Source organism: Desulforhopalus vacuolatus, from assembly GCF_016918505.1.
Classification (GTDB): Bacteria; Desulfobacterota; Desulfobulbia; order Desulfobulbales; family Desulfocapsaceae; genus Desulforhopalus; species Desulforhopalus vacuolatus.
On sequence record NZ_JAFFPZ010000003.1, the window covers coordinates 1 to 24,017 of the forward strand.

Genomic DNA, 24,017 nt, shown 5'->3' on the forward strand with positions numbered 1-24,017 from the left:
CTCCCCCCCCTGTGCTGCGGTCCTTCATTATCCAAACGCTCAGGTTCTTCTTCAGGGGAACCCATCATAAACTCTCCGGGCGGCATCCACCTGAAGCGCAACTCAATATCGTCAATAGATACTCCCTGCCACAGTCCCAGATTATCCCAGTTCTTTGATGTTTCCTTAAGTCATGCCATCTCTTTCCATCACCCATCCCTCCTGCACAGCCTGTTGCAAAAAGATCTCTGGTCTGACCTGCGGCGGACTGTTGGCTGGGGATAAACCAGAGACAGTGTTAAGATCTGGTCCCTACAGCGACGCCCCCCGACTTACTCGTAATTATCGTCTTTTACGCGAAATTTCCTCATTTGCAAGAACTGTATCTTTTTGTAATATCGCCGAAAAATGTTCACGAAAAAGTTCTAAAAACTTTCGTAAACCAACCCTCATTCCCAAAGCGAGAAAAACTGTAAGTGCAACGCTTTTTTATTTTCAATTCTGTCAAGAAGACAACTGGAGTTTAAAGTTTTACAAAAGTTCAACATTACCCAAGTGGCGACCAGAAGTTGTGCCCTCGACTGTGACTGCTCTCTACACCCGACAGCTTCCGCGGCCTCCGAGCATATTCCTTCAATAACGCATAGTTAGTGTTTTCGAATTTACGGCATTTCGGGTTCCACCAATCTCGCACCCTGACATTGCCGAAAAAACCTTTGCATCACCACCCTGACGAGACCCGCAGTGACGACACTCTCTTTCCGCCATGGCATCACCTCAAGGGACTTCATCCATAGTTCGGGTTTATAGATTGCCATCAGTTGAGGAATGGCACAGGCAGCAGATAATATCTGGGCCCAACGATGAAGAACCTGACGTGATTGCTGCCACGTTTCGCGCCATCCCAGCTGTTCTTCATCTGATTGAAAAGGTCTTCGATTGCCCACCTTTTCCCGTAACTCAGGATGATCTCCCGAGCACTCAGAGCCAGATCCTCAGGATGATCTCCCGAGCACTCAGAGCCAGATCCGTTGACAAGAGTAATCTGGATTTCCCCAGATTTCCGACGCTATCTTCAAACTGCGTCCATACGACCTTGACTAAACGCCCTTTCAGGAATCTTGCAAGGCACTGGACACTGCGGTAATGGATTTTCTGTTTTTTACCGTAAAGCCAAAGCTCTTCTACTGTTTCTTTAAGCTCTTCAACTCTCTCCGGCGTATACTTCAAACCATATTTTGCAGGCCTTCCTCTTTTTCCCGTGAGAACGGGCATACCATACAGCGCCGTATCCCGACGAACCTGGCCAATAGCATGAAAATCAAGATCAAGGATGAAACTGAGCAGCGGCCATTTCATATACCATCTATCCATAAGGACTGTGGTCTTTCTCGCTGCGAATACTTGATCAATAGTTCAAAGCAACACCTTGGCTGCTACCAGTTTCCCAGTGTTACCATCGCCCCTCATCAACCGAGACAACAGCGGGATTGCAGCATGTTTGAATCCTTTTGAAATCGACAAGGCGAGGCTGACCCAACACTGCCCCGTGCTAACTGCAGACCAACTGCGACCCATGACCACTTCCCTTTTTGTAACCATTTATAGTAGCTCGTCCCCGTTCTTAGCGGATTGATGGCAAGCCATGCTTGTGTTACGAACCCAGACTGCGTAATCATTGCCCCAATGAGCAGCTCAATAAAGGTTGGAACTGAACGAATTGGTAGAACCTCGCAGAGAAATGTGATAATATCAAAAAGGATTCTGGGGATGGTGGAGCATCTCCTGTTTTCCATGGTGGCCTCCATATACCGTGGTTATGTCAATGTTTTTCTGCTCCTTATGTTGCTTTTCTCCTCTTTTACGAAACTCTAAACTCCAAGAAGACAAGCAAAGAATATTTTACCAATATGTAAAAAAATACTTATTGCAAGAATAAAGGAAATGCTGTAACCATTTTATATATTTTGTTTTGAAAATGATTCGAAAAACCATTCTGATGCCATGTATGTTGTTAGTTCTGATGCACCCAAAGACATACTAATATTGATCTCAAGATCTTATGATTAGTTCCGAAAAATGATGCAAAAGATTATTAGGCGAATTAATTTCATTAATTATTTCCAGTCTAAAAAATAAGAAATTACTCGAAATAATAAATTTAACATTACAAGTCTCTGTCATGTTTTATAAATTTATTTTCAGCAAGTTAATTTTATCTGAAATTCATTTAATTGTCCGTAGCTTAATAACAAAAAATAAACTAATAAACCCTAATGAAAAAAAATATTTTATTTTTTGGAGTTATATGTTGTTATTTAATTACCACGGCAAGTGAACTCCATGCTGACTGTAAAGGCTTGAAAAAGATCAATGTTGTTCCCAAGAAAAACTACACTGTTTCATTGTCGGGATCTTTAAACATTGGAGACAATAAGAGCAACGAAGCTGTAGGAATTTTACTATATTATAGTGATTATTATCATACAAAGTGGACAGTGTTACATCCTGGAGAAAAAATATCATTCAGACAAGATAATTGGCATTATATATTTGCGGGAATACCACGTCATAATCCCCAAAAATCATATCGAATAAGAGGGAATTTCATTTTACATGTCAGATCAAGTGATGGGGGGACAAATGGTAATTACAAAATTGGAAAAAATGATTGCACGAGCATTCTTGAATAAATTAAATAATTAATTCCATTTAATGGGCATCAAACTTGTTAAGCATATTTAGACAATAGACTATTCCCTATTTTTATTTTTCAACTCATTTACAGTTAAAATCATTTTTTTGAAGTAGCACAGATACATGATAAATTTTCATGGAAAAGTAACATGCAATTATTTTTTATTTGATACCCAGCAACTCTAACAATAGATTATTTGTACTGTAAGACAGATTTCAAAAAAGCCTCACTCTTAATTACAACTCAAATTGCAAGTATAATGTAGAAAACATGATGAAAAAAAAGCATACCAAATAATATTATATCGTGAAAGAGCCGAAGTTCCTTGATCAACTTAACGCAAGGTTAAGAAAAAAATTGGTGTTTTATTTAGCTTAAAAATTAATTAATTAATGGAGAAAATCATGAAATTAAAAATATTTATTCTTAGTGCAATATTTTTTGCATATAGTCAAGCCACTGCGGGAATGATTGATGTCACTGTATGTGATGCAAGAGGCGGAACGGCTACAGTAGTTATTGCCAATACTGATGGGAAATGGGTTGGATTTTCTGCGCGAACATCATCTGGAGAAATTATTGATATACCTCCCATTAAAAAAAGTAAATTCGGTTGGGTTGGAGGTTCTCACATGTTTCGTTTTGGCGCAAATAAAGGGGTTACGGAAGTTCGTTCATCCACATGGAAGAGCTACAATAAGAAAACAAACCTGATGGAAGAACGAATCGATGATACAGGATGGGTGCCCTGCAAATAACAGATAATTTAACTTTTAGGAAAAAAGAATAAAATGATTTATATTTATTCTTTTTATCGCCGTTACCCTCTAATAGTTATGCTCAAAAAAGGGGAGATTACATGAAGAAAGTTTTACTCATTACAGTAACTTTAATTTGTTTAATTATAACAAGAAGTGCTTTTGCAGATCTTACGATAGAAATTATTGATACAGAAAAGAAGGTAATGAGGGTTTCTTATAGCATTACTGATAATCTTGCTGGAAAGAGATTCTTAACATACCCCTCTGACGGTTTTGATTACGCAACATCTTCACTTAAAAATATTTCAGTAATAGAAAAAAACACTGAACAAGAACTTGATTTTGTAGTCGTAAAAGCCCCAAAAGCTCAAAATTATGAGGCATTAAAAATCGAATATCCCAATCCGATTCCAAAAGGCGGTAATTATAAATTGCAAATTAGTGTCGAAGCAACAACAAATGGGATATCTATTGACTCTAAAGGAAGGCATGTTTTTAAATATTCAACAGTTCATCCAACTTTTTTTATTCTACCAAAAGGACATGCAATCGTTTATTCTAATTTTCCAGTCTTAGTTTATGAAAAACAAGGAAAAACAGTGGTCCAAGTAAAAGACTCAGGTAACAAAGATTTACTTTTTAAGACAAGAGCTGGATTAGTACAATAACAGCAGTTCCCGGAGCGAAAAGGCCTAATATGCTGAAACCATTACTAAAAACTAAGAAAAGTTTACGAAAACTATTTCTAAATACTTGATTTTACAGGATTCTTTCTTTTTTGTTTTTATTGTAATATCAATAGGTTACTATTGCCTTTCGTAAACTCTAAAGGGTTAATAGTAATAATTACAAACACTTACAGGATTTTACTCCGGGAATAGCTGGTACAATAAGTGCAGCACTATGATATGAAAAAAGAGTGAGCTGCCGGTATGGTTATGTCACGACAACCTAACCGGAGGTTACACATGTACAGGTCCTCGCTACCAACAACTCACTCTTTTAGAAAGATACCAGATCATGGCCTTTCTTCAAACAGGAAGATCTCAGACTGAGATTGCTGGTACCCTGAATCGTTCTAAAAGTACAGAAACATTGACACTGGACAATGGAAGCGAATTTGCGGCTCACGCCAAAATCAATAAACGTCATTCCATTGATATCTTTTTTGCAAAACCATGCGCAAGTTGGCAGAGAGGAGCAAATGAAAATACTAATGATAGACTCAGAAGGCTTTGGCCCAAAAAATTTGATATGGCGACTCTTTCTCAAGAGGAAATAGACAATGGAGTTCTGTTGTTGAATTTGACACCGAGTTTCCCATTATATTTGAGTAACCATGATAATGGAAAGAAACCAATACTAATTAAAGTGCAAAAACATTATTTTATGCTCGAAAGAGATGGCAATGAAAAAATATGTTTTTTATATTCTGTTAGAATTATTCTGTATATCTGCAGAGGCTGATCAATGTTTTGCTGGGAATTCTGATAATCCATGCAATAGTCCTATCGCTACATGTATAACAAAATATGACGGTTCTCGATGGTGTGGATTGCCCCAACAAGCAATAATTTTGTGCTCTACTCCAAAAAATATACAACAGAAAAAAATACGAACTGGGGCAATGTCTCAATACAAAACGCCTTCATGTAAGGAGAGATGTCAGACATCTTATAAAGAATGTATGCAGAATGCCACAGAAAATCGTGCTAGAGAAGGCTCTGGTGAATTTAGCGCTCTAATAGATAGCACTAATTTTAGGACGTGCAACGTAGCTCACAGCACATGCTATAAAAAATGTAAATAAAGAAGTGAAATTCCATTTTAGTTACACCTAATTTTGAAATATAGTTTGTCGTTGTAACGGACCTATGGAGGCGGTTTTTAGCCTTCCCCTCGACTGCGTGGTGGCCCTTGAATTCAACTTTTAATAATATAAACATTCGCCATCGGGCCACAATCACTAACAACAGCAGTAATAACACATTCCAACAGTTACAAAAAAATACTTTACAAACTCATAGAGAGTAAATGTTGGAAATTGGATTTGCTGTATTTCTCTCCCCCTAGGAAAGATTACATTTTTATGGAGAACAGGCCACTTGGTCCTGTATTTTTAAAGGCTACTGAAGAAGAGGTGCATATGGCTTTGGATAACTCAATTGAAACATATCTTAAAAATACGGAAAAAATCAAAGAGCTTAACTTTTCGGATCTCAGATCTTTATGGACCCTAAGCCTGAAAAAAGACTGTCTAACAGGTTTCTCGCCTTGGACAAACACAACTCAGACAGCAGATGGCACATCCGAACAATTACTCCGCAACCAACTTAATGAACTCAAGAAAAGCGTTAAAGACCAGATAGACAGCAACCTTCTCTGGAGGGAAATTCTGCTCAGTATTGGCTTTCTTTCATTTTATATTCTGCTCATCACCTGGGTACTCATAAGCTGTAACTGGAACTATCTTCCTTATTGCCTGATTTTTGGGCCTATCCTTCTATGGATAATCGCCCGTTGGAGCAACCGCCACCTCTGGGGGGGATGGCAGCGTTCAATGTCGCTCCTACCCGCCCCAACAGGCATTATCACTCTACCCATCATCGCTCTGATTTTTTTTATATTGTTCTTTCTTATTCCCAAGCAATTTGGCATACAGTCTTTCGCTCTTGCCATTGTAGAAAAAAATGCAACTCTTACACTGAACTGCAACTCTAATATTTCTGTTGGCAAACAACTCTCTCCGGGGATGACAGTAAATATTGAGACGGAACGACCATCAAACTCTTCCTGTGTCAGGATCTCGACAAATGACGGCAGGGTGGGATTCATACCAGCCGACTCGATTCAAATCCAAGAAAGTGACACGTTGAAACTGTTGCAAAGTACCACCATTTGGCTTTTCGTGTTAACAATTATTCTGTACATTTCTGGGTATGTTCTCCAACATTACTATACAATCACTATCGTTCCTAAACTTCTTGAAAAGCATGCTGCAAAGCAGCAAGAGCTACTTCATAAAAAGATGGAGGAAGCAGATTTTCTGGAGAAATACAAGGATAATGGCTTGGGAATGGAGACAGATCTACAGGAAGCCAAAACAAAATTGACGGAAAAAATTACTAAACGGCATGATGACCAAGTGAGGAAAATCCTCGAATCCAAAACCCTGACCCCAAAAGAGAAAAACGAAATGGTCCAACAAATAACCAACTGGACCCTTGAAGCGTTGTCTTAACCTATATATTACTTTAAAGTAATATATAATTACGTTTATGGAGAAAAAATGAGCGACAATACAAACAACAATGAGAACGGCGATATTGATTGGAACCAGTTCTTACCGCAAACCCAACAGGCACCACAAGAACCCGCTTCACCATCTATAGATCCGGATATGCCTACTGCTGCCAGAGTAACTGTACCTACCGCGCCAACAGAACTAGACACGAATATTCCGGACAAGCCGAAGATGATGCAGTACCTAACAAATTATAAAGCGGCCAAGATCAGTCAGAACGAATACGTCACCCAATTAAAGCATTATGCCAAGGCTCATACAGAAATAATGAAGGACCAACTCCAGAAAACTGTCCAAGCCAACGCGGCGCTTTCAGAATCATCACTGAGAGGAGTCCACGAAAAGATCCGTGCCTGGGCCCAAGAGATTACCGCAGTTACAGACCTCTCGATGCAGAACACAATTTCGAAATCTATCGAGAAGGCTTCTGAGATTGCCAATGAATCCGTGTCAACTATAGCCAAGATGAAGAATCCACACCCTCTGATTCAACAAAAAGCTATAGATTGCATACTGGATACAATGACAAAAACGGTAGACAACATCAAAGCAGGAGGTGCTAATTTCGAAAAGGGAAAACTGCAGTGGAGAAAGTGAACGGGTTCGTATAATATCAAGGGTACAGGCCACCAGATTGCCCAACAACACTAGAGTTATTTTATGATATTAAGGATTTTATTACGTAATATGAATCAGTACAGGCGGTGTTTTTTACTTATTTTACTCCTGTTTACGTTCTTCATGATGGAAGGATGTACATCCCCTTACCTGACAAAGGGGAATGCGGCACTTAACAAGAGCCAGTACACCCGAGCCTACGATAATTTCCAGAAAGTTCCCGGAAAGCCAGCAAAAGGCTCATCTCTTGCGAACGGTCTAGCCAAGTCTACCACTGGTATTGCCCAAGATGAGATCAAGGAAGCTGACAAACTCATGAAACAGGGGCATGCCGCAGGAATGCCCTCAGCTAAAAGCTATTACAAACAAGCAATAAGCACCCTTCAGTCTGCTGCCAGATGGTACCGAGAATCAAGCAGATATAATGAGATTTACGACTCGGGCAGTAGCAACGATATCCTCCAGAAAATACGTGAACTGGAGAAACTAGAAAATCAATACAAGTTCATGGTCAACAGGGTGGAGAGAGAGTACGACCTCGAACAAGCAAGGTCAAAGCTCAGCCACAACGACTATATGGGTGCCATCCTCATGTTCCAGCAGGCCTTAGAAAAAAACTGGGGGGACAAACCAGAGAAAGTCGGGGAGGTTAAGCATGCTCTTATAATAACGCGTTGCCAGTTAATCAGGGAAAACATTAAGAAGCAGCAATGGGGGAAAGCGCTTTCAGGCATCGAACAGTTCTCTTCGGAAGACAACAAAATAAACGGAGATGCCATTATTCTGATCAGGAATGAATATGTTCAGGGAAGAAGCTTGTCTATCAGGCGCTTGATGGCAAAAAAAGACTGGCGAATGGCAAAAAATGCTCTTGAGGAGTTACAACAGGAACAGTTCTCCAAGGTTGGCGGCCATACTATAAGAATGCTTGAAAACGAGATGCAAGAAGCTTACGGCAGTCACCTTGTCCAACAGGGGTTGTCGAGTTTCCATAAAAAGGACATTGAACAAGCAACTATCCTTTTCCGCCAGTCTCTCAATTACGGCAATCGAGAAGCAAAGAAGTTGTTGGAGCAAATGAAGGTTTACGACGCATTGCTAAACAAGGCACTACGCTATGGGAGGAAAAAACTTGAGGTACAGCTTTCTCAGAACTGCGATATTATAACTCCTGAGCAAGCATGCGGTCTTGAACTTCTGCAGTCAGGTCCAGTAACGGCCAAAGTACCGGACAAAGAACTTGACGAATGGCTAGATCAGAAAGGAATTACCAACGAGATGATCAAATCAATTTTGCAAACCGAGCTCACCCCTACCTATAAGTTTGTTGAATCATCCAACGCAACCATAGAAGGCAGTTACCGCATTGAGATCATCGATGAAAATCAGTGGAAAATAGACGTTGAAATTGTATTGCAACAGGATAATATGCCCCTCTTCAAAAAAAAGGCCTCGGTAACAACTGGACAATACAGAATCTACCAAGGCTGGGGACCTTTCAGAAAAATAGACGACAACCAGGAGTCTGTTTTACGAGCAGCTATTACTTCAATGAGCAAATCACTAGCCAAACTATTTATACCGTTTGGCAGATGTGAGGACAAGGTAATCCTTGACCATGCATCAGCCTACCTCGAAGAAACCATAGATAGATCTTCTGACCGACACGATTTGGTGTTACTCCGTAGGATTCTCGTCGATAGACTTCATTAATATGCTTGTTGGATATTCTTGAATTCAAGTAATAATTGCAACCCGTTTACCAGTGAAGACTTCCAGTGGAGTTAGCCCCTTTAAGACCTTTCTCGGTGTCAAATTCAACAACAGAACTCCGTTGTTTATTTCCTCTTGAGAAAAAGTCGCTATATTAATTTTTTTTGGCCAGAGTCTTCTGCCATTGGTATTTTCATTTGTTCCTCTCTATCAACTTGCGTATGGTTTTGCAAAAAAGACATCAATGGAATGATGTTTATTAATTTTGGTGTGAGTAGAAAAATCACTGCCATTATCCAGTATCAATGTCTCCTTCCGCCCCGTAATTGTGTCGAAAATACCATTTATAACGGAAGCGACCTCATCCTTGCACTTCGTCTGTGTTCGCCCACAAAGCGTGAAACGACTGGTACGCTCCACAAGAGTAACAAGGGATACATTCTGCCCATACAGTGTCTCCCTCCCAGTCTCCAATCCGCTTCCTCTCATTCACGATCTGAGGACGTTCTGCAATGTCTACGCGGTCAGAAATAAAAGAACCCCGACCTGCTTGCGTTTACCGCCTTTCCAGCGATGTTTGCCATAGCGAGGCAAATACGTGTGGAGTTTTCCTCCCCTCTGCCTGTCTTTATCAATCCAATCATAAATCGTCGTATGGCAAAAGTGTTTTTGCAGTGGAAATTCAACAGAAAACCGATGGTTTATATATTCTGTCGACCACCCCAGTCGGAGCCACTTTCGTATAATCTGCCATACTTCAGGGGTTTGTTTTGTGGCCTTCTCAGTAAATTTCCGTCTGACCATCGCTGCAACCTGGGCACCAGGAGGATCATTTTCCCCTTCAAAAGAGTTATCACGAATTTAACGTAAAATTGTACTCTTAGAACGATTCAGTGTATCAGCAATATCAGTCTGAGATCTTCCTGTTTTTAAAAAACCATAATCTGGTATATTCTTTAAAAGAATGCGTTACCGGGGCAGGCGGGGCTGGTACCTGTGCATGGTAACCTCCGGTTAAGTTGTGGTGACGTAACCATACCGGCAGCTCACTCTTTTTCATATCACGGTGTTGCACTTATTGTATTCATCCAGCGAGAAACTACTCACATGTTTTTGATCTTAAATTTATTTAAGATCCATTACTTACCAAAGGAGCATATGATGAAGAACATATTTTGTTTCCTCTTACTCTTTCTCACTCTCATTACGCTTGGATGCGCAAAGCCAGCAGTAAACTTTATCACTATACCTGATATCTCCAAATCGGATTCTGTTACCCTGAAAGATCTTCGTCCTGAAAAAGAAAAATCAATTAAAGTACTCAGCTACTTAATAACCAGTAATGCCTATGGAATTAACAGAGAAGGGGGTGACAGTCTGGAGCCATCTATGCCTCGGATTCTGCAGCATCGAGTTTATGAAAAGCTTGGGGGTTCAAACAGTGCCCTTGAATTGACAGTTTACCATATGGTGGTCTATTCAAACATGCAGGCGCAAATGAAGGGAAGCGTCCTCTGGGGCACTCTTGCCGGACCCGTGGGGGGGGCAGTAGCTGCAGCAGGTTCGAATGACGAAAATATTACATCTCATTCGTCAATCGTTGATCCAGTTCTGTTAGAATCAACGAATACTAAGGACGAATATAAACATGGCCTCTACACAGAAAAAGAGAATCCAAATAAAACTAACGTGTTAATCACCTATATCGATGCTGGAATTAATGGCAGGCGAGTATGTATTAAAAACATATCTCCTTTGCCATTCTCAAAGAATCAACACCCTCTTAATATAGCTCTTGAATCGGCAATTGATTATTACCTGGACCAGTATCAAAAAAACAGCTGAAAAATCATAGGCATAATAGTGTATTAAACGATTTAAGAAGGGTCAATCAATTGCATGTGATGTAAAGGAAACCTTGAATAACCAGTTTTTCGCCCATCTTCTTCGTTGCAGTCAAAAATTTATCCTCCGACAAAGCAAGGAACGAGACGTCGAGATATTAGACATGGCTGTAATAAATTTCCTCCTGTGCCTCGAATAGGAACAAATCTCAAGATTGTTCAAGGCACCCTTATTACATTCCCCTGAAGTAACGTCACCATCACTACTGAAATGTATTCAAATAATCAGATTACCTTGCTGCATAATGGGAAGGAGTATTTCCCGGCACTTGAAACAGCTTTTGACCACGCGAATCAGGAAATATACCTTGAGAGTTATATTTTTGAAAATGACTGTACCGGACGCCGAATTGCCGAAGCCCTCAGACGAGCCGCCCTGCGCGGGGTGAAAACCTGTCTGTTAATCGATGGCTTTGGCTCGCAGGATCTCCCGAAAAGCATGATTGACTACCTTGAGGAGGGAGGAGTTCTGGTGCTGAAGTTTCGCCCCAGGATATCGCCGTGGACCCTCAAACGTCAGAGGTTGCGGCGCCTGCATCGCAAACTTGCGGTCATCGACCGAAACCTGGCCTTCGTCGGCGGAATAAACATCATCGATGACATGACCGGCCCGGATCCACCTCGGTATGATTATGCGGTACGGGTGGAAGAGCCACTGGTCAAGGTTATCCATGCCTCTGCTCGTCGGCTGTGGTCAAGAATTACCTGGTCACGCCGCCTGTCCCTGGTTACACACCGGGCCAAAGCACATCCAGCTGCTCCACCACAAGTCGCGGGAAATATGCGCGGCAGCTTTCTGATCCGTGATAATTTTCATCATCGTCGCGATATAGAAAACGCCTACCTGGAGGCAATCGGTCAGGCGAAAAGGGAAATTATCCTGGCCAACGCCTATTTTTTACCGGGCTTGAATTTTCGCCATGCACTGATGGCCGCAGCTCGGCGTGACGTCCGGGTTGTCCTGCTCCTGCAGGGAAAAGGGGATCACCGCCTGCTCCATTATGCATCCCGCGCCCTCTTCGGCACCTTCCTCGATGCGGGGATTGAAATCTATGAATATCATCAGAGTTTCCTGCATGCCAAGGTAGCAGTAATCGACACATCCTGGGCAACGGTGGGATCTTCTAATCTCGATCCTTTCAGCCTGTTGCTTGCCCTTGAGGCAAATGTCGTGATTGACGATCCGGCTTTCAGTGCAACGCTGAAGGCAAGCCTGAGTGAGGCAATCACTATGGGGGCGAGGCAGATATCGGAGGAAACCTGGAGATCACAGCATATTCTTTTGCGTCTGGCAAGCTGGCTCAGCTATGGATTGATACGATTTATAGTCGGCATAGCGGGATATCTTCCTCAAGATCGGCCGTCCAGGAACGTGGGACATTGAGAACAAAAGGGAAAGACCAGGTCTTTCAGGATGACGAAGGAACCCTTGCCCTGACCAGTGCATGATCGTCTTTATTGGAACAGAAATTTTATGTTTTTACCAAATAATCAAAATAGGATATGTTATATGGCCTGTAATGAGGGTGTGGATATGGAGAAAAATCCACAACAGATGGTGTTTTGAAAAACCTATTATTTTGTTCATATTCAAAACACAGAAGGGAATTTGCAGCCTATATCTTTGATATTATGACAGTAAAATCCTGACTGCGTCAAAAAAACATGGGCGAAAGAGTGGGTCTTCAAGGAACCAATAAAGAAAACGAATAACAAAGGAAGAGGAAAATGCTGAAAAAAAATTTATGTCTTTTGTGCAGTCTGCTGACACTGCTTTGTGCGGGAAGCTCTTTTGGTGCCGAGAAACTGGTTAATGGTATTGACGCAAATTTCCCACCATTTGCCTTTATCGACAAGACCGGTACGCCAAGCGGGTTTGATGTGGAAGTAATGACCTGGATTGGCAACGATATCGGTATGGACGTTACCCATCAGCCAATCGAATGGGATGGAATTATTACCAGCCTGTTGACCAAAAAAATCGATATCATTGCATCAGGGATGAGCATTACCGAAGAAAGGTCCAAACAGGTCAACTTCACCATTCCGTACTGGGTTATCAAACAGGTTCTGGTTACGAAGAAGGACTCTCCGCTGACCGTTGACCAGGTTTTAAACGATAAAAAAACCATCGGCGTACAGCAGGGAACCACCGAAGCCAAATGGTTTAAGAAAGAGGCTCCGAAAAATGGCTGGAACTTTGAACTCCGCTACTACAGCTCTTCGCCGCTTGCCATAGAAGATGTACTGAACGGCAGGATTGATGCAGCAGCAATGGACGATGCTCCGGCAAACGACGCAGCCTCTAAAAAAGATGTCCACATTATCGGCACCTTCGGTATGGAAGACGAGGAGTTCGGCTATGCTGTTCGTAAAGACGAGACAGAGCTGCTGGAAAAAGTGAATACGTCTCTCACCACATTTATGGCCACCCCTGAATGGAATAAACTGGTTGAAAAATACAATTTAAACAAATAAGATCGGGCAAAGACGGGTCTACAGCACAGCAACGTTTGAATGTAGACCCGTTTTTTTTGTGTTCTCGGGTTTTTTACCCCTCATTGCTGCAACCATCCTTGTCTCAACAGTTCAGGTACCTCGATGCAAAATGCGTTATCCGTCGTCTTTGACTCCCTGCCGTATCTCCTGCAGGGATCATTCCTTACCGCAGGGATAGTGGTCTTCGCCATGTTTCTTGGCCTTTTTATCGGCATTTTCATGTCGGTCGGCCTTGTCTATGGCAATCGGTATATCCGATATATATTGACCGTCTACGTATGGATCTTTCGCGGAGTGCCGGTTGTCGTTCTGCTCTTTCTTTTCTATTTTGGCCTTTTTGCTTTTCTGGGACTCAATTTCAGCGCCTTTGCTACGGTCTCTATAGTTCTGGGTATGACGACCGGAGCGTATCAGGCCAATATTTTTAAAGGAGCCATCCTGTCACTCCCGCAGGGCCAGTTCAAAGCCGCCAGTGCCCTCGGCATGAGCGACATACAGGCAATAAAGAGTGTTGTGCTGCCTCAGATGTTGAGGCTGTCAATTCCGGCCTGGTCCAATGAGTATTCCATCATCCTCAAGGATTCAGCACTGGCCTTTGTTATCGGGGCCCCTGAGATTATGGCCCGGACCCAGTTTGTTGCCTCTCGTACCTACCAGCACCTTTCACTGTACATTACCGCTGGAATTATCTATTTTCTCCTCACCTGGGCCGGAGTCATCGGCCTGCGGAAACTGGAGCAGTATGTCCGTATTCCGGGCTATTCTCAGCATGGAAATCAATGATGACTGACAAAAAGCCGATTCTTCGGGTAACCAATATAACGAAATCTTTTGGGGACATCACAATTCTCAAATCGGTAAGCATCGAGCTTGCAAAGGGCGACATAAAGATCCTTATCGGTCCTTCCGGCGGGGGGAAAAGTACCCTTTTGCAATGCATTAACTGCCTGGTTCTGCCGGATTCAGGTGAGATCGAGCTGGATAATAAGCGCATCCACTTCACCCGGAAGCAGGATATCTACCGGTTGAGACAGCAGGTTGGCATGATTTTCCAGGATTTCAATCTCTTTGACCACCTGACGGCTCTTGATAATATTACTGTTGCCCTGCGTAAAGTAAAAAAGATGTCGAAAAAAGAGGCCGAAAAACGGGCACGACTGGAATTGAAGCAGGTCGGTCTGGACGACAAAGAGGATCTCTATCCGGCGCAACTTTCCGGGGGACAGAAACAGCGGGTGGCGATTGCCAGGGCGCTGGCAATGGATCCGAAGATTTTACTCCTTGATGAACCGACTTCTGCTCTGGACCCAACCTTGATCGGCGAAGTCATCAGCGTCATCAAAGAACTGGCCATAAAAGGGATGACGATGATCATGGCCACCCACCAGATCAGCCTTATTCATAATCTCGCCGACGAGATACTTTTTATGGAAGACGGCAGGATCGTCGAACAGGGGCCTCCGGGCGCACTTCTGGCAGCTGGCAATACAAGTAAATCCCAGGGGTTTTGCGACCTGCTCGATAAACTCTCTGAGGTCGAGGAGTAATCGTGGAACTGTCGCCCTTTTACCAGGATCTGTTTACCAGCCTCAACAGCGGGCTGCTCATGTCCATTGCCCTTATCGTGCCTTCGGCGATGGGCGGAGTCCTGATCGGGATTACCGCCGGTGCTATTCGTACCTATGGCAACCGCTTTTTCAGGACAATCATTGATTGCTATGCAGCCGTATTTCGCGGAACACCGCTGGTTATCCAGCTGTTTGTCCTCTATTTCGGCCTGCCCAATATCGGTATCTATCTGACGCCCTATCTGGCCGCAGTTGTCGGTTTTACCTTGTGCAGCGGAGCGTATCAGTCAGAATACGTGCGTGGGGCACTCCTGTCGATTAAAAGCGGTCAATATCTCGGGGCCCAGGCTCTGGGTTTTACCACTTTCCAGACTATTGTCTGGATCATTCTTCCCCAGGCATTCCGCCGGGCCATACATGGCTGCGGCAATGAAATTATCTATCTGATCAAATATTCTTCTCTGGCGTTCATCGTCACCTGTATCGAATTAACCGGAGCGGGAAAAACTGTTGCCACTGAGTATTTTCGTTTTACCGAGGTCTTCGGTATTATCGGCCTCTATTATCTCGCGCTGGTTTCTCTCGCTATCATCATTCTCAAAAAAATTGAACATCGTCTTTTTATCCCAGGTTTTGGTCATCATTGAGATCCTGTTCGCATCCTTTATCTTATTCAACCATGGTTCAATATTCCCCCATTACCGACACGATTAAAGCGGCCATACGCCAAAAAATCGATCCTGAGTTGATTCTCAGCACCCCGGAAGAATGTGCTCAATTCAGTGGCGATTCCTCTACTCTGACTTATACCCCCGAGCTGGTTGTCCGTGCCCGGAGTGTCGGGGATATACAAGCCCTGCTGGAGCTGGCCAACATCTACCATTTTCCAGTCACCCCGCGCGGCGGAGGATCGGGACTTGCCGGTGCCTGCCTGCCATCTCTCGGTGGAGTCGTGCTGCTTACCGGAGAACTCAACCAGATTACGGTGATTGACGGTAAAAATTTTATCATGAAGGTTGAGCCGGGAGTTATCAGCCAGCAGGTACGTCTGGCCGCAGATGCAGCCGGCCTGTTCTACCCGCCTGATCCGGCTGGCATGGATCTGAGCACTATTGGCGGCAACGCGGCAACCGACGCCGGAGGTCCGGCCTGTGTCAAATACGGCACCACCCGTGATTATATTCTTGGTCTGGAGGCCGTCCTGCCCGACGGCCAGCTGATTACCACCGGCGTACAAACAAGAAAGGGCGTCGTTGGTTATGATCTGACGAATCTGCTGGTTGGCAGTGAGGGAACGCTGGGAATTATCACCTCGCTTACCCTGAAGCTGCTCGCCAAACCTGCGGCCACCAAAACGATGATGTGTGTTTTCCAGGACATGGTCTCGGCCATGAACTGTGTGACAGCTGTTATGAGCCAGGGATACCTGCCCAGTGCCATAGAATTTCTTGACCACCGGTGCCTGTCTCTTATCGGAGAACTGCTGCCTTTTTCCCTGCCTGCCGGCAAACCATCCATCTTAATCATTGAGGTCGATGGACCAGAAAGTCAGGTTGCGGACGAAATGGAGGCTGTTTGCGCCATTGCCCGGGCAGAAGCAGCCATTGAGCTGATTAAAGCCGGGAGCAGCGCAGAACGGGAAACAATCTGGGCGGTTCGTCGCCAGGTCAGTCTGCGCATCCATGACTATGCGAAGCTCTACATTCCAGAAGATATCGTTGTCCCTCTTACCGCCATTGCCGAACTGGTTGATGCACTGCCTTTTTATGAAGAGAAATACGGTCTCGAGATTTTTGCCTTCGGTCATGCGGGGGACGGGAACATCCACCTCAATATAACCACCCAGAACCTCGACAATACCGATTTAGCCAATGAAGGAACAAGGGCTCTGCTTGAACTGACCCTGCAGCTGCAGGGGACAATCTCGGGCGAACATGGCATTGGGTTGGCCAAGGCACCGTATCTGTCCATGGAGCTGTCGCAACACAGTATCGAACTGCAGAGAAATATCAAAAAGTTGTTCGATCCCAACCTGGTGTTAAACCCGGGCAAAATATTTCCACAAGGTTAAGGCCCATAAAGATTATGACACGCCTCAGTAGAAGAGTACGCAATATTTCTCCGTCAGCCACCAAACAGATGGCGCTTCTTGCCGCAGGAATTGGCGGCTGTGTTTCACTCGGCCAGGGAGTTCCTTCGTTTGCCACGCCGCCGCATGTTGTCGAGGAGGTTATCAGGGCCTTGCGGGAAGATCCCGGCAGCGGTCAATATTCGCTGCAGACCGGGATGTCAGCGCTGAGAAAGCGGATCGGGAAGTATATGCTCGATGAAAAAGATGTAGAGGTAGATCCGGAAAGTGAAATCTGCGTCACTGTCGGCGGTATGGAAGCGCTGCTGGCCACGGTTATGGCAGTAGTTGACGAGGGCGATGAGGTTCTTCTGCCCTCCCCTACCTATGCCTCCTATATTGAACAGATTCAACTCGCCGGGGGCATTCCGGTCTTCGTACCCTTGACCGGCACCTGGGGCCTTGATCTGACAGCGATCAGTGAAGCGGTTACCGCTCAAACCAGGGCCATAATGATCTGTAATCCCGGCAATCCTACCGGGACAGTTTTTTCTGATGCTGAGATCATCGCCCTCTGTGAGCTGGCTGTTGCCCACGATTTTGTGGTCATTATTGATGGGGCCTATGACTATATGGTCTATGACGGGAAGGCGCCGCTGGATCCCCTCAGCATTGATGCCTTTCGTAATAATGTGATTTCCGTCTCTTCTCTCTCCAAAAAATATGCCCTTACCGGCTGGCGGGTGGGCTGGGTTGCCGCAGCAGAGATGTGGATGGAACAGATCATGAAAGTCCATGATGCGACAGCCATCTGTGCCCCGACTCCATCGCAGTTTGCCGCCCTTGCCGCCCTCGACGGAGAGCAGGAGTGTGTTGCGGTAATGCACGATGCCTTGGTCAGGCGGCGGGCTCTGTGCTGCGCCAGACTCGACAGGCTGCAGAAGTATTTTTCCTATGTGCCACCCAAAGGTGCTTTTTACGTCATGGCCAAATACCTGTTTCCTGCAGCATCTTCCCAGGAGGTGGCCACCCGTCTGCTTGAAGAGGCAAAGGTCATCACCATCCCCGGCGGCGCGTTTGGTCAAGGCGGAGAAGGACATCTGCGCCTGTCATTTGGTGGTGAATCAGCAGTGATTGATGAGGCCTTTGATCGCATAGAACAGTGGTGCTTGATGATGAATCCTACCTTGTAGTGGTACCTTGAATAATATCATTTACATTTTGTATTGGCGGATTCAAAGGCAGGGATGGGAAAAGGGAGACGGGAGACGGGAGACAGGGAAAAGCAAAAGACGGAACAGCGAAAAACTTTTTGCCAACGAATAAAAGCTCTAATCATTCGAATAAAGGCAAAAAACTTTAAGAAGTTACGCTTTTATAAAAAATGCCCTTTTTCGCATGATTAGACTATTTCTATTAAGTTATGCTCGTTTTACATCCTGTTTATCCATTCGTAATCACAAAAAAAGATGTCCACGCAGTCTCGCTCTTTGGTCAATACAAAATGTAAATGGTATTATACCATAAGGGTATCTTGAATAATCTTGTATTTCGTTCATATTCGAGGCACAGGAAGAAATTTACCGCAGGTATATGATTGATATCGGAGTCTGGCGCTTACCTCCGAGGATAAATTTTTTACTGTAACGAAGAAGATGGGCGAAAGACTGATTATTCAAGGTAGCCATAAATTAGTATTAGTGAAAATTCGTGTCCATTCGTGGTTACAAACATGCGCTTTATCATCGTCTTTCTTGCAATACAATTTTTTTCTCTCAACATTGCCTCCGCACGTGTAATAACGGATTCTTCAGGACGACATGTAACCATACCTGATGTCGTGCAAAGAGTGATCTGTTCAGGTTCAGGCTGCCTGAGACTGCTCACATACATGCAGGGACAAGAATTTGTGGTGGCAGTCGATGATATCGAAGGCCGAGACGTCCAATTCAATTCGCGCCCCTACGCACTTGCCAACCCGCAGTTTCATAATCTACCGATATTTGGTGAGTTTCGAGGCAGGGACAACCCGGAGCTCATTCTGACTCTTGATCCCCAGCCTGAAGTGATCTTTAAACTGGTTGGAACCGGCAGGGGAACAGCTGGCGCAGCCCCTGGCACTTTGCAGGAGAAGACAGGTATTCCGGTGATTGCTCTTAAATATGGTAATCTGACTTCATTGAAAGCTGATCTCTACGAGTCCTTACACATAATAGGAGAAGTGATAAACAACACCTCCCGCGCTGAAGAGGTGATTTCTTCTTTTGAAGAGTTGATGAAAGATCTCAAAAATCGCACTCAAAATATCGATCAAGATCAACAACCATCAGTGTACCTCGGCGGTGTGGCCTATGCAGGTCCCCATGGCTTTCAATCCACCGAGCCGGCCTATCCACCTTTCCGTCTCTTACCTGTCAACAATCTTGTGGATGGTGCCAACTCTGACGCCAAAGGAATCAATACCAGCACAATTGCAAAAGAAAAAATCGTAGAGTGGGATCCCGATTATCTTTTTCTGGATCTTTCCACACTTCAATCTGGCGATAAGGCCGGAGGCCTCTATGAACTTCGTAACGCCCCCGCCTACCAGATTCTCACCGCAGTCAAGTCGGGGAGAGTTTTCGGACTGTTACCGTATAACTCATATAATCAGAATTTTGAATCGATCCTCGCAAATGCCTTTTATATCGGCAAATTGCTTTACCCCGAAGCCTTTACAGATATCAAACCAGCAGAAAAAGCCGACGAAATATTTTCTTTTTTTGATGGCCAGCCTGTTTTCGCCCACTTTGAAGCCATGTACAACCACAAAGTATTTCAACAGATACAGGTACAATAAGATGCATCTGCATGATGGACAAATTCCCGAGGAATATCGGAAATACATAGGCCGAAAATTTGTCTTTCTTCTTCTCCTTTGCGTTTCACTGCTTATAGCTCTCCTCTTTTCCATTTCATCTGGAGCAGCACACATCTCCCTTACTGATGTAGTTTCCAGTCTGATCGGTCTTGAGACAAGCAAAAAAATCGAAATCATTGTCTGGAATATCCGGTTGCCTCAAGCAATTTCGGCAATGGTTGCAGGAGCAGGCCTGGCACTCTCTGGCGCTGTAATGCAATCCATTCTTCGCAACCCTCTGGGATCACCTTTCACCCTCGGGATTGCCCACGCTGCTGCTTTTGGTGCAGCTCTTGGCGTCATGGTGCTGGGGGGTGGAATCATGACTTCAAACAGCATGGGAGCTGTACAAATCACAAATCCGTATCTCACAACCGTTGCAGCCTTCTTTTTCAGCATTGCAACGGCGGCTGTAATTGTTGCTATCGCCAGGATGAGAGGGACAACACCCGAAGTGATGGTACTGACCGGAGTCGCTCTCGGATCCTTTTTCACAGCAGCCACGATGTTACTGCAATTTTTTGCGAACGACGTACAACTTGCAGCAATGGTCTTCTGGACCTTTGGCGATACTGCCCGGGCCAGCTGGAGCGAGCTGGCAGTGATGTCCATCGTTGTCACAATTACCGGGATTTATTTTTTCTGTAACAGTTGGAATTATAATGCCATTGATGCAGGAGAGGAAACCGCTAAAGGGCTTGGAGTTCGAGTAGAGCGGGTGCGTGCAGTCGGCATGCTTTTAGCTTCAGTCCTTACAGCCACGATAATTGGTTTTCTTGGAATCATCGGTTTTGCTGGCCTCGTAGTACCCCATATAGTGCGGCGGATAATCGGTTCTGATAACCGATTCCTGCTGCCGGGTTCTTTTATTGGTGGAGCATTGATGCTGTTAACATCAGATACGGTGGCCAGGCTGATACTGGCCCCGCATGTTCTTCCCGTGTCGGTGTTAACCGCTTTTATTGGTGCACCTGTATTTCTCATATTGATTTTGCGGGGAGGCCGAAAATGATTGTAGATATCCATCATCTGAATTTCGCGTATCGGGATTCTGAAATTCTTAAAAAAATCGATTTTACAGTAAAGCCCGGAGAACTCCTCGCTATTCTCGGTCCCAACGGAGTCGGCAAAACAACACTTCTTAAATGCTTAAATGGCATGCACCGCGCTTCTGCGGGTACTGTTATGGTCGAGGGTGTGGATATTCTTAAAATGCGGCCCATGGAAATTGCAACTAAAATAGGCTACGTTTCACAAAAGAATGAGAAAGCTCGATTGACCCTTTTTGATGCCGTACTCATGGGACGCAAACCTCATATACGGTGGCGTCCCAGTGACCGTGATCTTAAAATTGTTGAGGCCACAATTCGTCACCTTCACCTTCAAGAGATGAGCCTGCGTTTTATCGATCAATTGAGTGGCGGGGAGCTGCAAAAAGTCTGTATTGCACGAGCGCTGGTGCAAGAGCCGAAACTCCTTCTCCTTGACGAACCAACCAGTGCCCTTGATTTAAAAAATCAAGTCGAAATAATGCTGTTACTGCGACATGTTGTTGATTATCACCATATTGGGGCTATTATGACCATGCACGATCTCAACAAAGCCATGCGCTATGCGGACAGCGTTCTGATGTTAAAAGACGGGAAGGTTTTTAGTCATCTTCATCCCTCCCTGGTCACTGAACAGATGATCGAGTCAGTATATGGACTCCCTGTAGAGATTCACAATATTAACGGTCATCCAATGATAGTACCAAAAGACAGTACTCAGAATTTATGCTGCTAAACTTTGTAATCGCCCCTTATACCATTCCTATTAAGTTATACCCCGTTTTGTCTGCTGTTTATCCATTCATGGTTACAAACGACAAAAGGAACCACGAATGGACACGAATAAACACGAATTATTACTGAAAAAACCATAAGAGAATGCCCTTGCGGATGACTCCCAAAGTTGATTAATAATCCTGGTGCACCGTACGGCTTAACTTCGGATACAAACGTTTTCGTTTAATGCGTGGTCCCTGTTCGTGAAAATTCGTGTCCATTCGTGGTTACAAACTGCAAAAGGAACTACGAATGGACTCGGATAAACACGAATTATTACTCATTCGTCATCGCCAAAAAAAGATGTCTACGCAGTTGCGTTCTCTGGTCAATACAAAGTGGAAATGGTATTATAAAAAAACAAAAACCCCTGAAAATGACCGTGTCGTTTTCAGGGGTTTTGCTTTTTTTAACTGAAATATTATTTAAGAATGCTTGTGATCAAAATAAAGTACTTGGAATTCCTCAGCCGCAGCACGTAACTTCTCGACATTGCCAGGGTCTGTGGTTTGTTTGCATTTCATGCTGAAAATAAGCATCTTATGCAAGGCTGTGATTTTCTTGTCATAGTCGACAGCATCAAGCTTAATTCTTTGGGTCATAAAATATTGGCTGACGATGTTCTGGATAAGATCAGCATGTTTTTCTTTAGTTGTAACCCACCGCACGAGTTGATTCATGTTTTTTCCATCTTCAAGTGCGGTAATTTCTCGCATAGACTTTTCTATGGTGTCAGCATGCTCGGAAATCATGTCCATTCTGGCCTGATCATCATAAATTCCGCAGGGGATTTCACAATGGGCAAATGCATTCGAAATGAAAAAACCACCTGAAACCAAAAGGACTGCGAGGAAAAGGGAAATTTTCTTCATACGAACCTCTCTTTTGATACGATTGAGGGAAGATTTGGCTCCTTAAACAGGGTGTTCAGGTTGCCAAAGAGATCTCTTAAACATAGTGAACCTCAGGAGTTAGTCAACAGTAATGATTCTTGTTTTCATTTTGAGATGTGCCTTTTATTATGAAAAGAGAAGACCATTCCACCGTCATCGTTACGTTTCCCGTCACCGTGTAGACAAGGCATGCCTTGTCTCTACAACACCATTGCTGAAATCACTGTTGTGGCAATTTTTCGGCAATGGTTGTGTAATTCCACCGTTATTACCCCGTGGTGACAACATATCGTGTATTGTTTCGCGAGGTATCGCTAAGAGTTACCATTTCGCTGATTGCCGCCACCGTAGAGACAAGGCATGCCTTGTCTACACCACAACATCGCGAGAAACCACCGCCGTGCCGATTTTCCACCAATGATGATATAATTCCACCGTTATCACCCCGTGGTGACAACGTAGCGTGTATTTTTTCGCGGGGTATCGGTGAGAGTTACCATTTCGGGGATTGCCGCCACCGTAGAGACAAGGCATGCCTTGTCTACACCACAACATCGCGAGAAACCACCGCCGTGCCGATTTTCCACCAATGGTGATATAATTCCACCGTTATTACCCCGAGGTGACAACGTATCGTGTATTGTTTTGCGGGGTATCGGTGAGAGTTGCCATTTCGGGGATTGCCGCCACCGTAGAGACAAGGCATGCCTTGTCTACACCACAACATCGCGAGAAATCACTGCCATGCCGATTTTTCACCAATGGTGATATAATTCCACCGTTATTACCCCGTGGTGACAACATATCGTGTATTGTTTTGCGGGGTATCGCTGAGAGTTACCATTTCGCTGATTGCCGCCACCGTAGAGACAAGGCATGCCTTGTCTACACAACAACATCGCGAGAAACCACCGCCGTGCCGATTTTCCACCAATGGTGATATAATTCCACCGTTATTACCCCGTGGTGACAACATATCGTGTATTGTTTCGCGGGGTATCGCTGAGAGTTACCATTTCGGGGATTGCCGCCATCGTAGAGACAAGGCATGCCTTGTCTACACCACAACATTGCGGGAAACCACCGCCGTGCCGATTTTCCACCAATGATGATATAATTCCACCGTTATCACCATTGAGATCAATGTTACATCCTGTTTCTCCATTCGTAATCGCCAAAAATTAATTCCCCGATGCCTGAGGTTTCAACACCCCGTTGCTTGCATCATCCCTTTCAATATTTATCAGTTTAGTAATCATGACCCTTTTGTGGTGAAGCTGCGGGAAA

The 24,017-nt window shown here is 44.3% G+C and carries 28 protein-coding genes; 19 read left to right on the top strand and 9 right to left on the bottom strand.

Annotation, left to right across the window (positions count from 1 at the left end; all coding sequences use genetic code 11):
* Positions 1-641 precede the first annotated feature (641 nt).
* The 3 genes from JWG39_RS02750 to JWG39_RS02760 all read right to left on the bottom strand — a co-directional run bounded on the left by JWG39_RS02750 (position 642) and on the right by JWG39_RS02760 (position 1,775).
* Positions 642-926 (bottom strand): hypothetical protein, encoded by a 285-nt coding sequence (locus JWG39_RS02750; protein ID WP_205217835.1) that lies wholly within the window; start codon positions 924-926, stop codon positions 642-644.
* A 34-nt stretch (positions 927-960) separates the two neighbouring features.
* Complete coding sequence (locus JWG39_RS02755) at positions 961-1,353, bottom strand: hypothetical protein (RefSeq protein ID WP_205217836.1); 393 nt, start codon at positions 1,351-1,353, stop codon at positions 961-963.
* Between the two features lie 95 nt (positions 1,354-1,448).
* On the bottom strand, positions 1,449-1,775 hold the full coding sequence (locus tag JWG39_RS02760) for a hypothetical protein (protein ID WP_205217837.1): 327 nt from the start codon (positions 1,773-1,775) through the stop codon (positions 1,449-1,451).
* Between the two features lie 480 nt (positions 1,776-2,255).
* Between JWG39_RS02760 and JWG39_RS02765 the strand changes: the two genes are divergently transcribed.
* From JWG39_RS02765 to JWG39_RS02855, 19 genes are all read left to right on the top strand, one after another.
* A complete protein-coding gene (locus tag JWG39_RS02765) occupies positions 2,256-2,672 on the top strand; it encodes a hypothetical protein (protein ID WP_205217838.1) in 417 nt (138 codons plus the stop codon).
* A 409-nt stretch (positions 2,673-3,081) separates the two neighbouring features.
* Positions 3,082-3,435: a hypothetical protein gene (locus JWG39_RS02770; protein ID WP_205217839.1), complete on the top strand. Its 354-nt coding sequence runs from the start codon at positions 3,082-3,084 to the stop codon at positions 3,433-3,435.
* A gap of 101 nt (positions 3,436-3,536) precedes the next feature.
* The gene (locus JWG39_RS02775; protein ID WP_205217840.1) at positions 3,537-4,106 is read left to right on the top strand and encodes a hypothetical protein; all 570 of its coding nucleotides are present in this window, start codon (positions 3,537-3,539) and stop codon (positions 4,104-4,106) included.
* 256 nt (positions 4,107-4,362) lie between these two features.
* A complete protein-coding gene (locus tag JWG39_RS02780; protein WP_275888948.1) occupies positions 4,363-4,905 on the top strand; it encodes an IS30 family transposase in 543 nt (180 codons plus the stop codon).
* Between the two features lie 622 nt (positions 4,906-5,527).
* Positions 5,528-6,679, top strand: coding sequence for a hypothetical protein (locus JWG39_RS02785; RefSeq protein WP_205217842.1), 1,152 nt, complete (start codon positions 5,528-5,530; stop codon positions 6,677-6,679).
* Positions 6,680-6,727: 48 nt separating this feature from the next.
* On the top strand, positions 6,728-7,339 hold the full coding sequence (locus tag JWG39_RS02790; protein WP_205217843.1) for a hypothetical protein: 612 nt from the start codon (positions 6,728-6,730) through the stop codon (positions 7,337-7,339).
* A 90-nt stretch (positions 7,340-7,429) separates the two neighbouring features.
* Entirely contained in the window at positions 7,430-9,073 is a 1,644-nt protein-coding gene (locus JWG39_RS02795) for a hypothetical protein (RefSeq protein WP_205217844.1), read from the top strand.
* Positions 9,074-10,231: 1,158 nt separating this feature from the next.
* The gene (locus tag JWG39_RS02800) at positions 10,232-10,918 is read left to right on the top strand and encodes a hypothetical protein (protein WP_205217845.1); all 687 of its coding nucleotides are present in this window, start codon (positions 10,232-10,234) and stop codon (positions 10,916-10,918) included.
* Between the two features lie 270 nt (positions 10,919-11,188).
* A complete protein-coding gene (gene clsB, locus JWG39_RS02805; protein ID WP_205217846.1) occupies positions 11,189-12,361 on the top strand; it encodes a cardiolipin synthase ClsB in 1,173 nt (390 codons plus the stop codon).
* 344 nt (positions 12,362-12,705) lie between these two features.
* Complete coding sequence (locus JWG39_RS02810; RefSeq protein ID WP_205217847.1) at positions 12,706-13,455, top strand: ABC transporter substrate-binding protein; 750 nt, start codon at positions 12,706-12,708, stop codon at positions 13,453-13,455.
* Between the two features lie 123 nt (positions 13,456-13,578).
* The gene (locus JWG39_RS02815) at positions 13,579-14,259 is read left to right on the top strand and encodes an amino acid ABC transporter permease (RefSeq protein ID WP_205217848.1); all 681 of its coding nucleotides are present in this window, start codon (positions 13,579-13,581) and stop codon (positions 14,257-14,259) included.
* Complete coding sequence (locus JWG39_RS02820; RefSeq protein WP_205217849.1) at positions 14,256-15,023, top strand: amino acid ABC transporter ATP-binding protein; 768 nt, start codon at positions 14,256-14,258, stop codon at positions 15,021-15,023. The genes JWG39_RS02815 and JWG39_RS02820 overlap by 4 nt, the downstream gene beginning before the upstream one ends.
* Entirely contained in the window at positions 15,023-15,691 is a 669-nt protein-coding gene (locus tag JWG39_RS02825) for an amino acid ABC transporter permease (protein WP_205218004.1), read from the top strand. Before JWG39_RS02820 ends, JWG39_RS02825 begins: the two co-directional genes overlap by 1 nt.
* A 32-nt stretch (positions 15,692-15,723) precedes the next feature.
* On the top strand, positions 15,724-17,115 hold the full coding sequence (locus JWG39_RS02830) for an FAD-binding oxidoreductase (protein ID WP_205217850.1): 1,392 nt from the start codon (positions 15,724-15,726) through the stop codon (positions 17,113-17,115).
* Positions 17,116-17,129: 14 nt separating this feature from the next.
* Complete coding sequence (locus JWG39_RS02835; RefSeq protein WP_205217851.1) at positions 17,130-18,305, top strand: pyridoxal phosphate-dependent aminotransferase; 1,176 nt, start codon at positions 17,130-17,132, stop codon at positions 18,303-18,305.
* 719 nt (positions 18,306-19,024) lie between these two features.
* The gene (locus JWG39_RS02840) at positions 19,025-19,951 is read left to right on the top strand and encodes an ABC transporter substrate-binding protein (protein WP_338032171.1); all 927 of its coding nucleotides are present in this window, start codon (positions 19,025-19,027) and stop codon (positions 19,949-19,951) included.
* Position 19,952: 1 nt separating this feature from the next.
* Complete coding sequence (locus tag JWG39_RS02845) at positions 19,953-21,023, top strand: FecCD family ABC transporter permease (protein ID WP_205217853.1); 1,071 nt, start codon at positions 19,953-19,955, stop codon at positions 21,021-21,023.
* Positions 21,020-21,796: an ABC transporter ATP-binding protein gene (locus JWG39_RS02850; protein ID WP_205217854.1), complete on the top strand. Its 777-nt coding sequence runs from the start codon at positions 21,020-21,022 to the stop codon at positions 21,794-21,796. The genes JWG39_RS02845 and JWG39_RS02850 overlap by 4 nt, the downstream gene beginning before the upstream one ends.
* Positions 21,797-22,089: 293 nt before the next feature.
* Entirely contained in the window at positions 22,090-22,254 is a 165-nt protein-coding gene (locus JWG39_RS02855; protein WP_205217855.1) for a hypothetical protein, read from the top strand.
* 8 nt (positions 22,255-22,262) lie between these two features.
* Here the strand turns inward: JWG39_RS02855 and JWG39_RS02860 are convergent, their stop codons facing one another.
* The 6 genes from JWG39_RS02860 to JWG39_RS02885 form a co-directional block, all read right to left on the bottom strand.
* Positions 22,263-22,709 carry a superoxide dismutase [Ni] gene (locus tag JWG39_RS02860; RefSeq protein WP_205217856.1) on the bottom strand — a complete coding sequence of 149 codons (447 nt, stop codon included), beginning with the start codon at positions 22,707-22,709 and terminating at the stop codon, positions 22,263-22,265.
* A gap of 289 nt (positions 22,710-22,998) precedes the next feature.
* Positions 22,999-23,145, bottom strand: coding sequence for a hypothetical protein (locus JWG39_RS02865; protein ID WP_205217857.1), 147 nt, complete (start codon positions 23,143-23,145; stop codon positions 22,999-23,001).
* 25 nt (positions 23,146-23,170) lie between these two features.
* On the bottom strand, positions 23,171-23,317 hold the full coding sequence (locus JWG39_RS02870; RefSeq protein ID WP_205217858.1) for a hypothetical protein: 147 nt from the start codon (positions 23,315-23,317) through the stop codon (positions 23,171-23,173).
* A gap of 25 nt (positions 23,318-23,342) precedes the next feature.
* Entirely contained in the window at positions 23,343-23,489 is a 147-nt protein-coding gene (locus JWG39_RS02875; protein WP_205217859.1) for a hypothetical protein, read from the bottom strand.
* 25 nt (positions 23,490-23,514) lie between these two features.
* Positions 23,515-23,661 carry a hypothetical protein gene (locus JWG39_RS02880; RefSeq protein WP_205217860.1) on the bottom strand — a complete coding sequence of 49 codons (147 nt, stop codon included), beginning with the start codon at positions 23,659-23,661 and terminating at the stop codon, positions 23,515-23,517.
* A gap of 25 nt (positions 23,662-23,686) precedes the next feature.
* Positions 23,687-23,908 (bottom strand): hypothetical protein, encoded by a 222-nt coding sequence (locus JWG39_RS02885; RefSeq protein WP_205217861.1) that lies wholly within the window; start codon positions 23,906-23,908, stop codon positions 23,687-23,689.
* Positions 23,909-24,017: the final 109 nt, after the last annotated feature.

Excerpts from the sequence above, each read along its gene's own strand:
- JWG39_RS02755 (WP_205217836.1), bottom strand. The coding sequence starts at position 1,353 with ATGGATAGATGGTATATGAAATGGCCGCTGCTCAGTTTCATCCTTGAT.
- JWG39_RS02760 (WP_205217837.1), bottom strand. The coding sequence starts at position 1,775 with ATGGAAAACAGGAGATGCTCCACCATCCCCAGAATCCTTTTTGATATT.
- JWG39_RS02765 (WP_205217838.1), top strand. The coding sequence starts at position 2,256 with ATGAAAAAAAATATTTTATTTTTTGGAGTTATATGTTGTTATTTAATT.
- JWG39_RS02770 (WP_205217839.1), top strand. The coding sequence starts at position 3,082 with ATGAAATTAAAAATATTTATTCTTAGTGCAATATTTTTTGCATATAGT.
- JWG39_RS02775 (WP_205217840.1), top strand. The coding sequence starts at position 3,537 with ATGAAGAAAGTTTTACTCATTACAGTAACTTTAATTTGTTTAATTATA.
- JWG39_RS02785 (WP_205217842.1), top strand. The coding sequence starts at position 5,528 with ATGGAGAACAGGCCACTTGGTCCTGTATTTTTAAAGGCTACTGAAGAA.
- JWG39_RS02790 (WP_205217843.1), top strand. The coding sequence starts at position 6,728 with ATGAGCGACAATACAAACAACAATGAGAACGGCGATATTGATTGGAAC.
- JWG39_RS02795 (WP_205217844.1), top strand. The coding sequence starts at position 7,430 with ATGAATCAGTACAGGCGGTGTTTTTTACTTATTTTACTCCTGTTTACG.
- JWG39_RS02800 (WP_205217845.1), top strand. The coding sequence starts at position 10,232 with ATGATGAAGAACATATTTTGTTTCCTCTTACTCTTTCTCACTCTCATT.
- clsB (WP_205217846.1), top strand. The coding sequence starts at position 11,189 with ATGTATTCAAATAATCAGATTACCTTGCTGCATAATGGGAAGGAGTAT.
- JWG39_RS02810 (WP_205217847.1), top strand. The coding sequence starts at position 12,706 with ATGCTGAAAAAAAATTTATGTCTTTTGTGCAGTCTGCTGACACTGCTT.
- JWG39_RS02815 (WP_205217848.1), top strand. The coding sequence starts at position 13,579 with ATGCAAAATGCGTTATCCGTCGTCTTTGACTCCCTGCCGTATCTCCTG.
- JWG39_RS02820 (WP_205217849.1), top strand. The coding sequence starts at position 14,256 with ATGATGACTGACAAAAAGCCGATTCTTCGGGTAACCAATATAACGAAA.
- JWG39_RS02830 (WP_205217850.1), top strand. The coding sequence starts at position 15,724 with ATGGTTCAATATTCCCCCATTACCGACACGATTAAAGCGGCCATACGC.
- JWG39_RS02835 (WP_205217851.1), top strand. The coding sequence starts at position 17,130 with ATGACACGCCTCAGTAGAAGAGTACGCAATATTTCTCCGTCAGCCACC.
- JWG39_RS02845 (WP_205217853.1), top strand. The coding sequence starts at position 19,953 with ATGCATCTGCATGATGGACAAATTCCCGAGGAATATCGGAAATACATA.
- JWG39_RS02850 (WP_205217854.1), top strand. The coding sequence starts at position 21,020 with ATGATTGTAGATATCCATCATCTGAATTTCGCGTATCGGGATTCTGAA.
- JWG39_RS02855 (WP_205217855.1), top strand. The coding sequence starts at position 22,090 with ATGGACTCGGATAAACACGAATTATTACTCATTCGTCATCGCCAAAAA.
- JWG39_RS02860 (WP_205217856.1), bottom strand. The coding sequence starts at position 22,709 with ATGAAGAAAATTTCCCTTTTCCTCGCAGTCCTTTTGGTTTCAGGTGGT.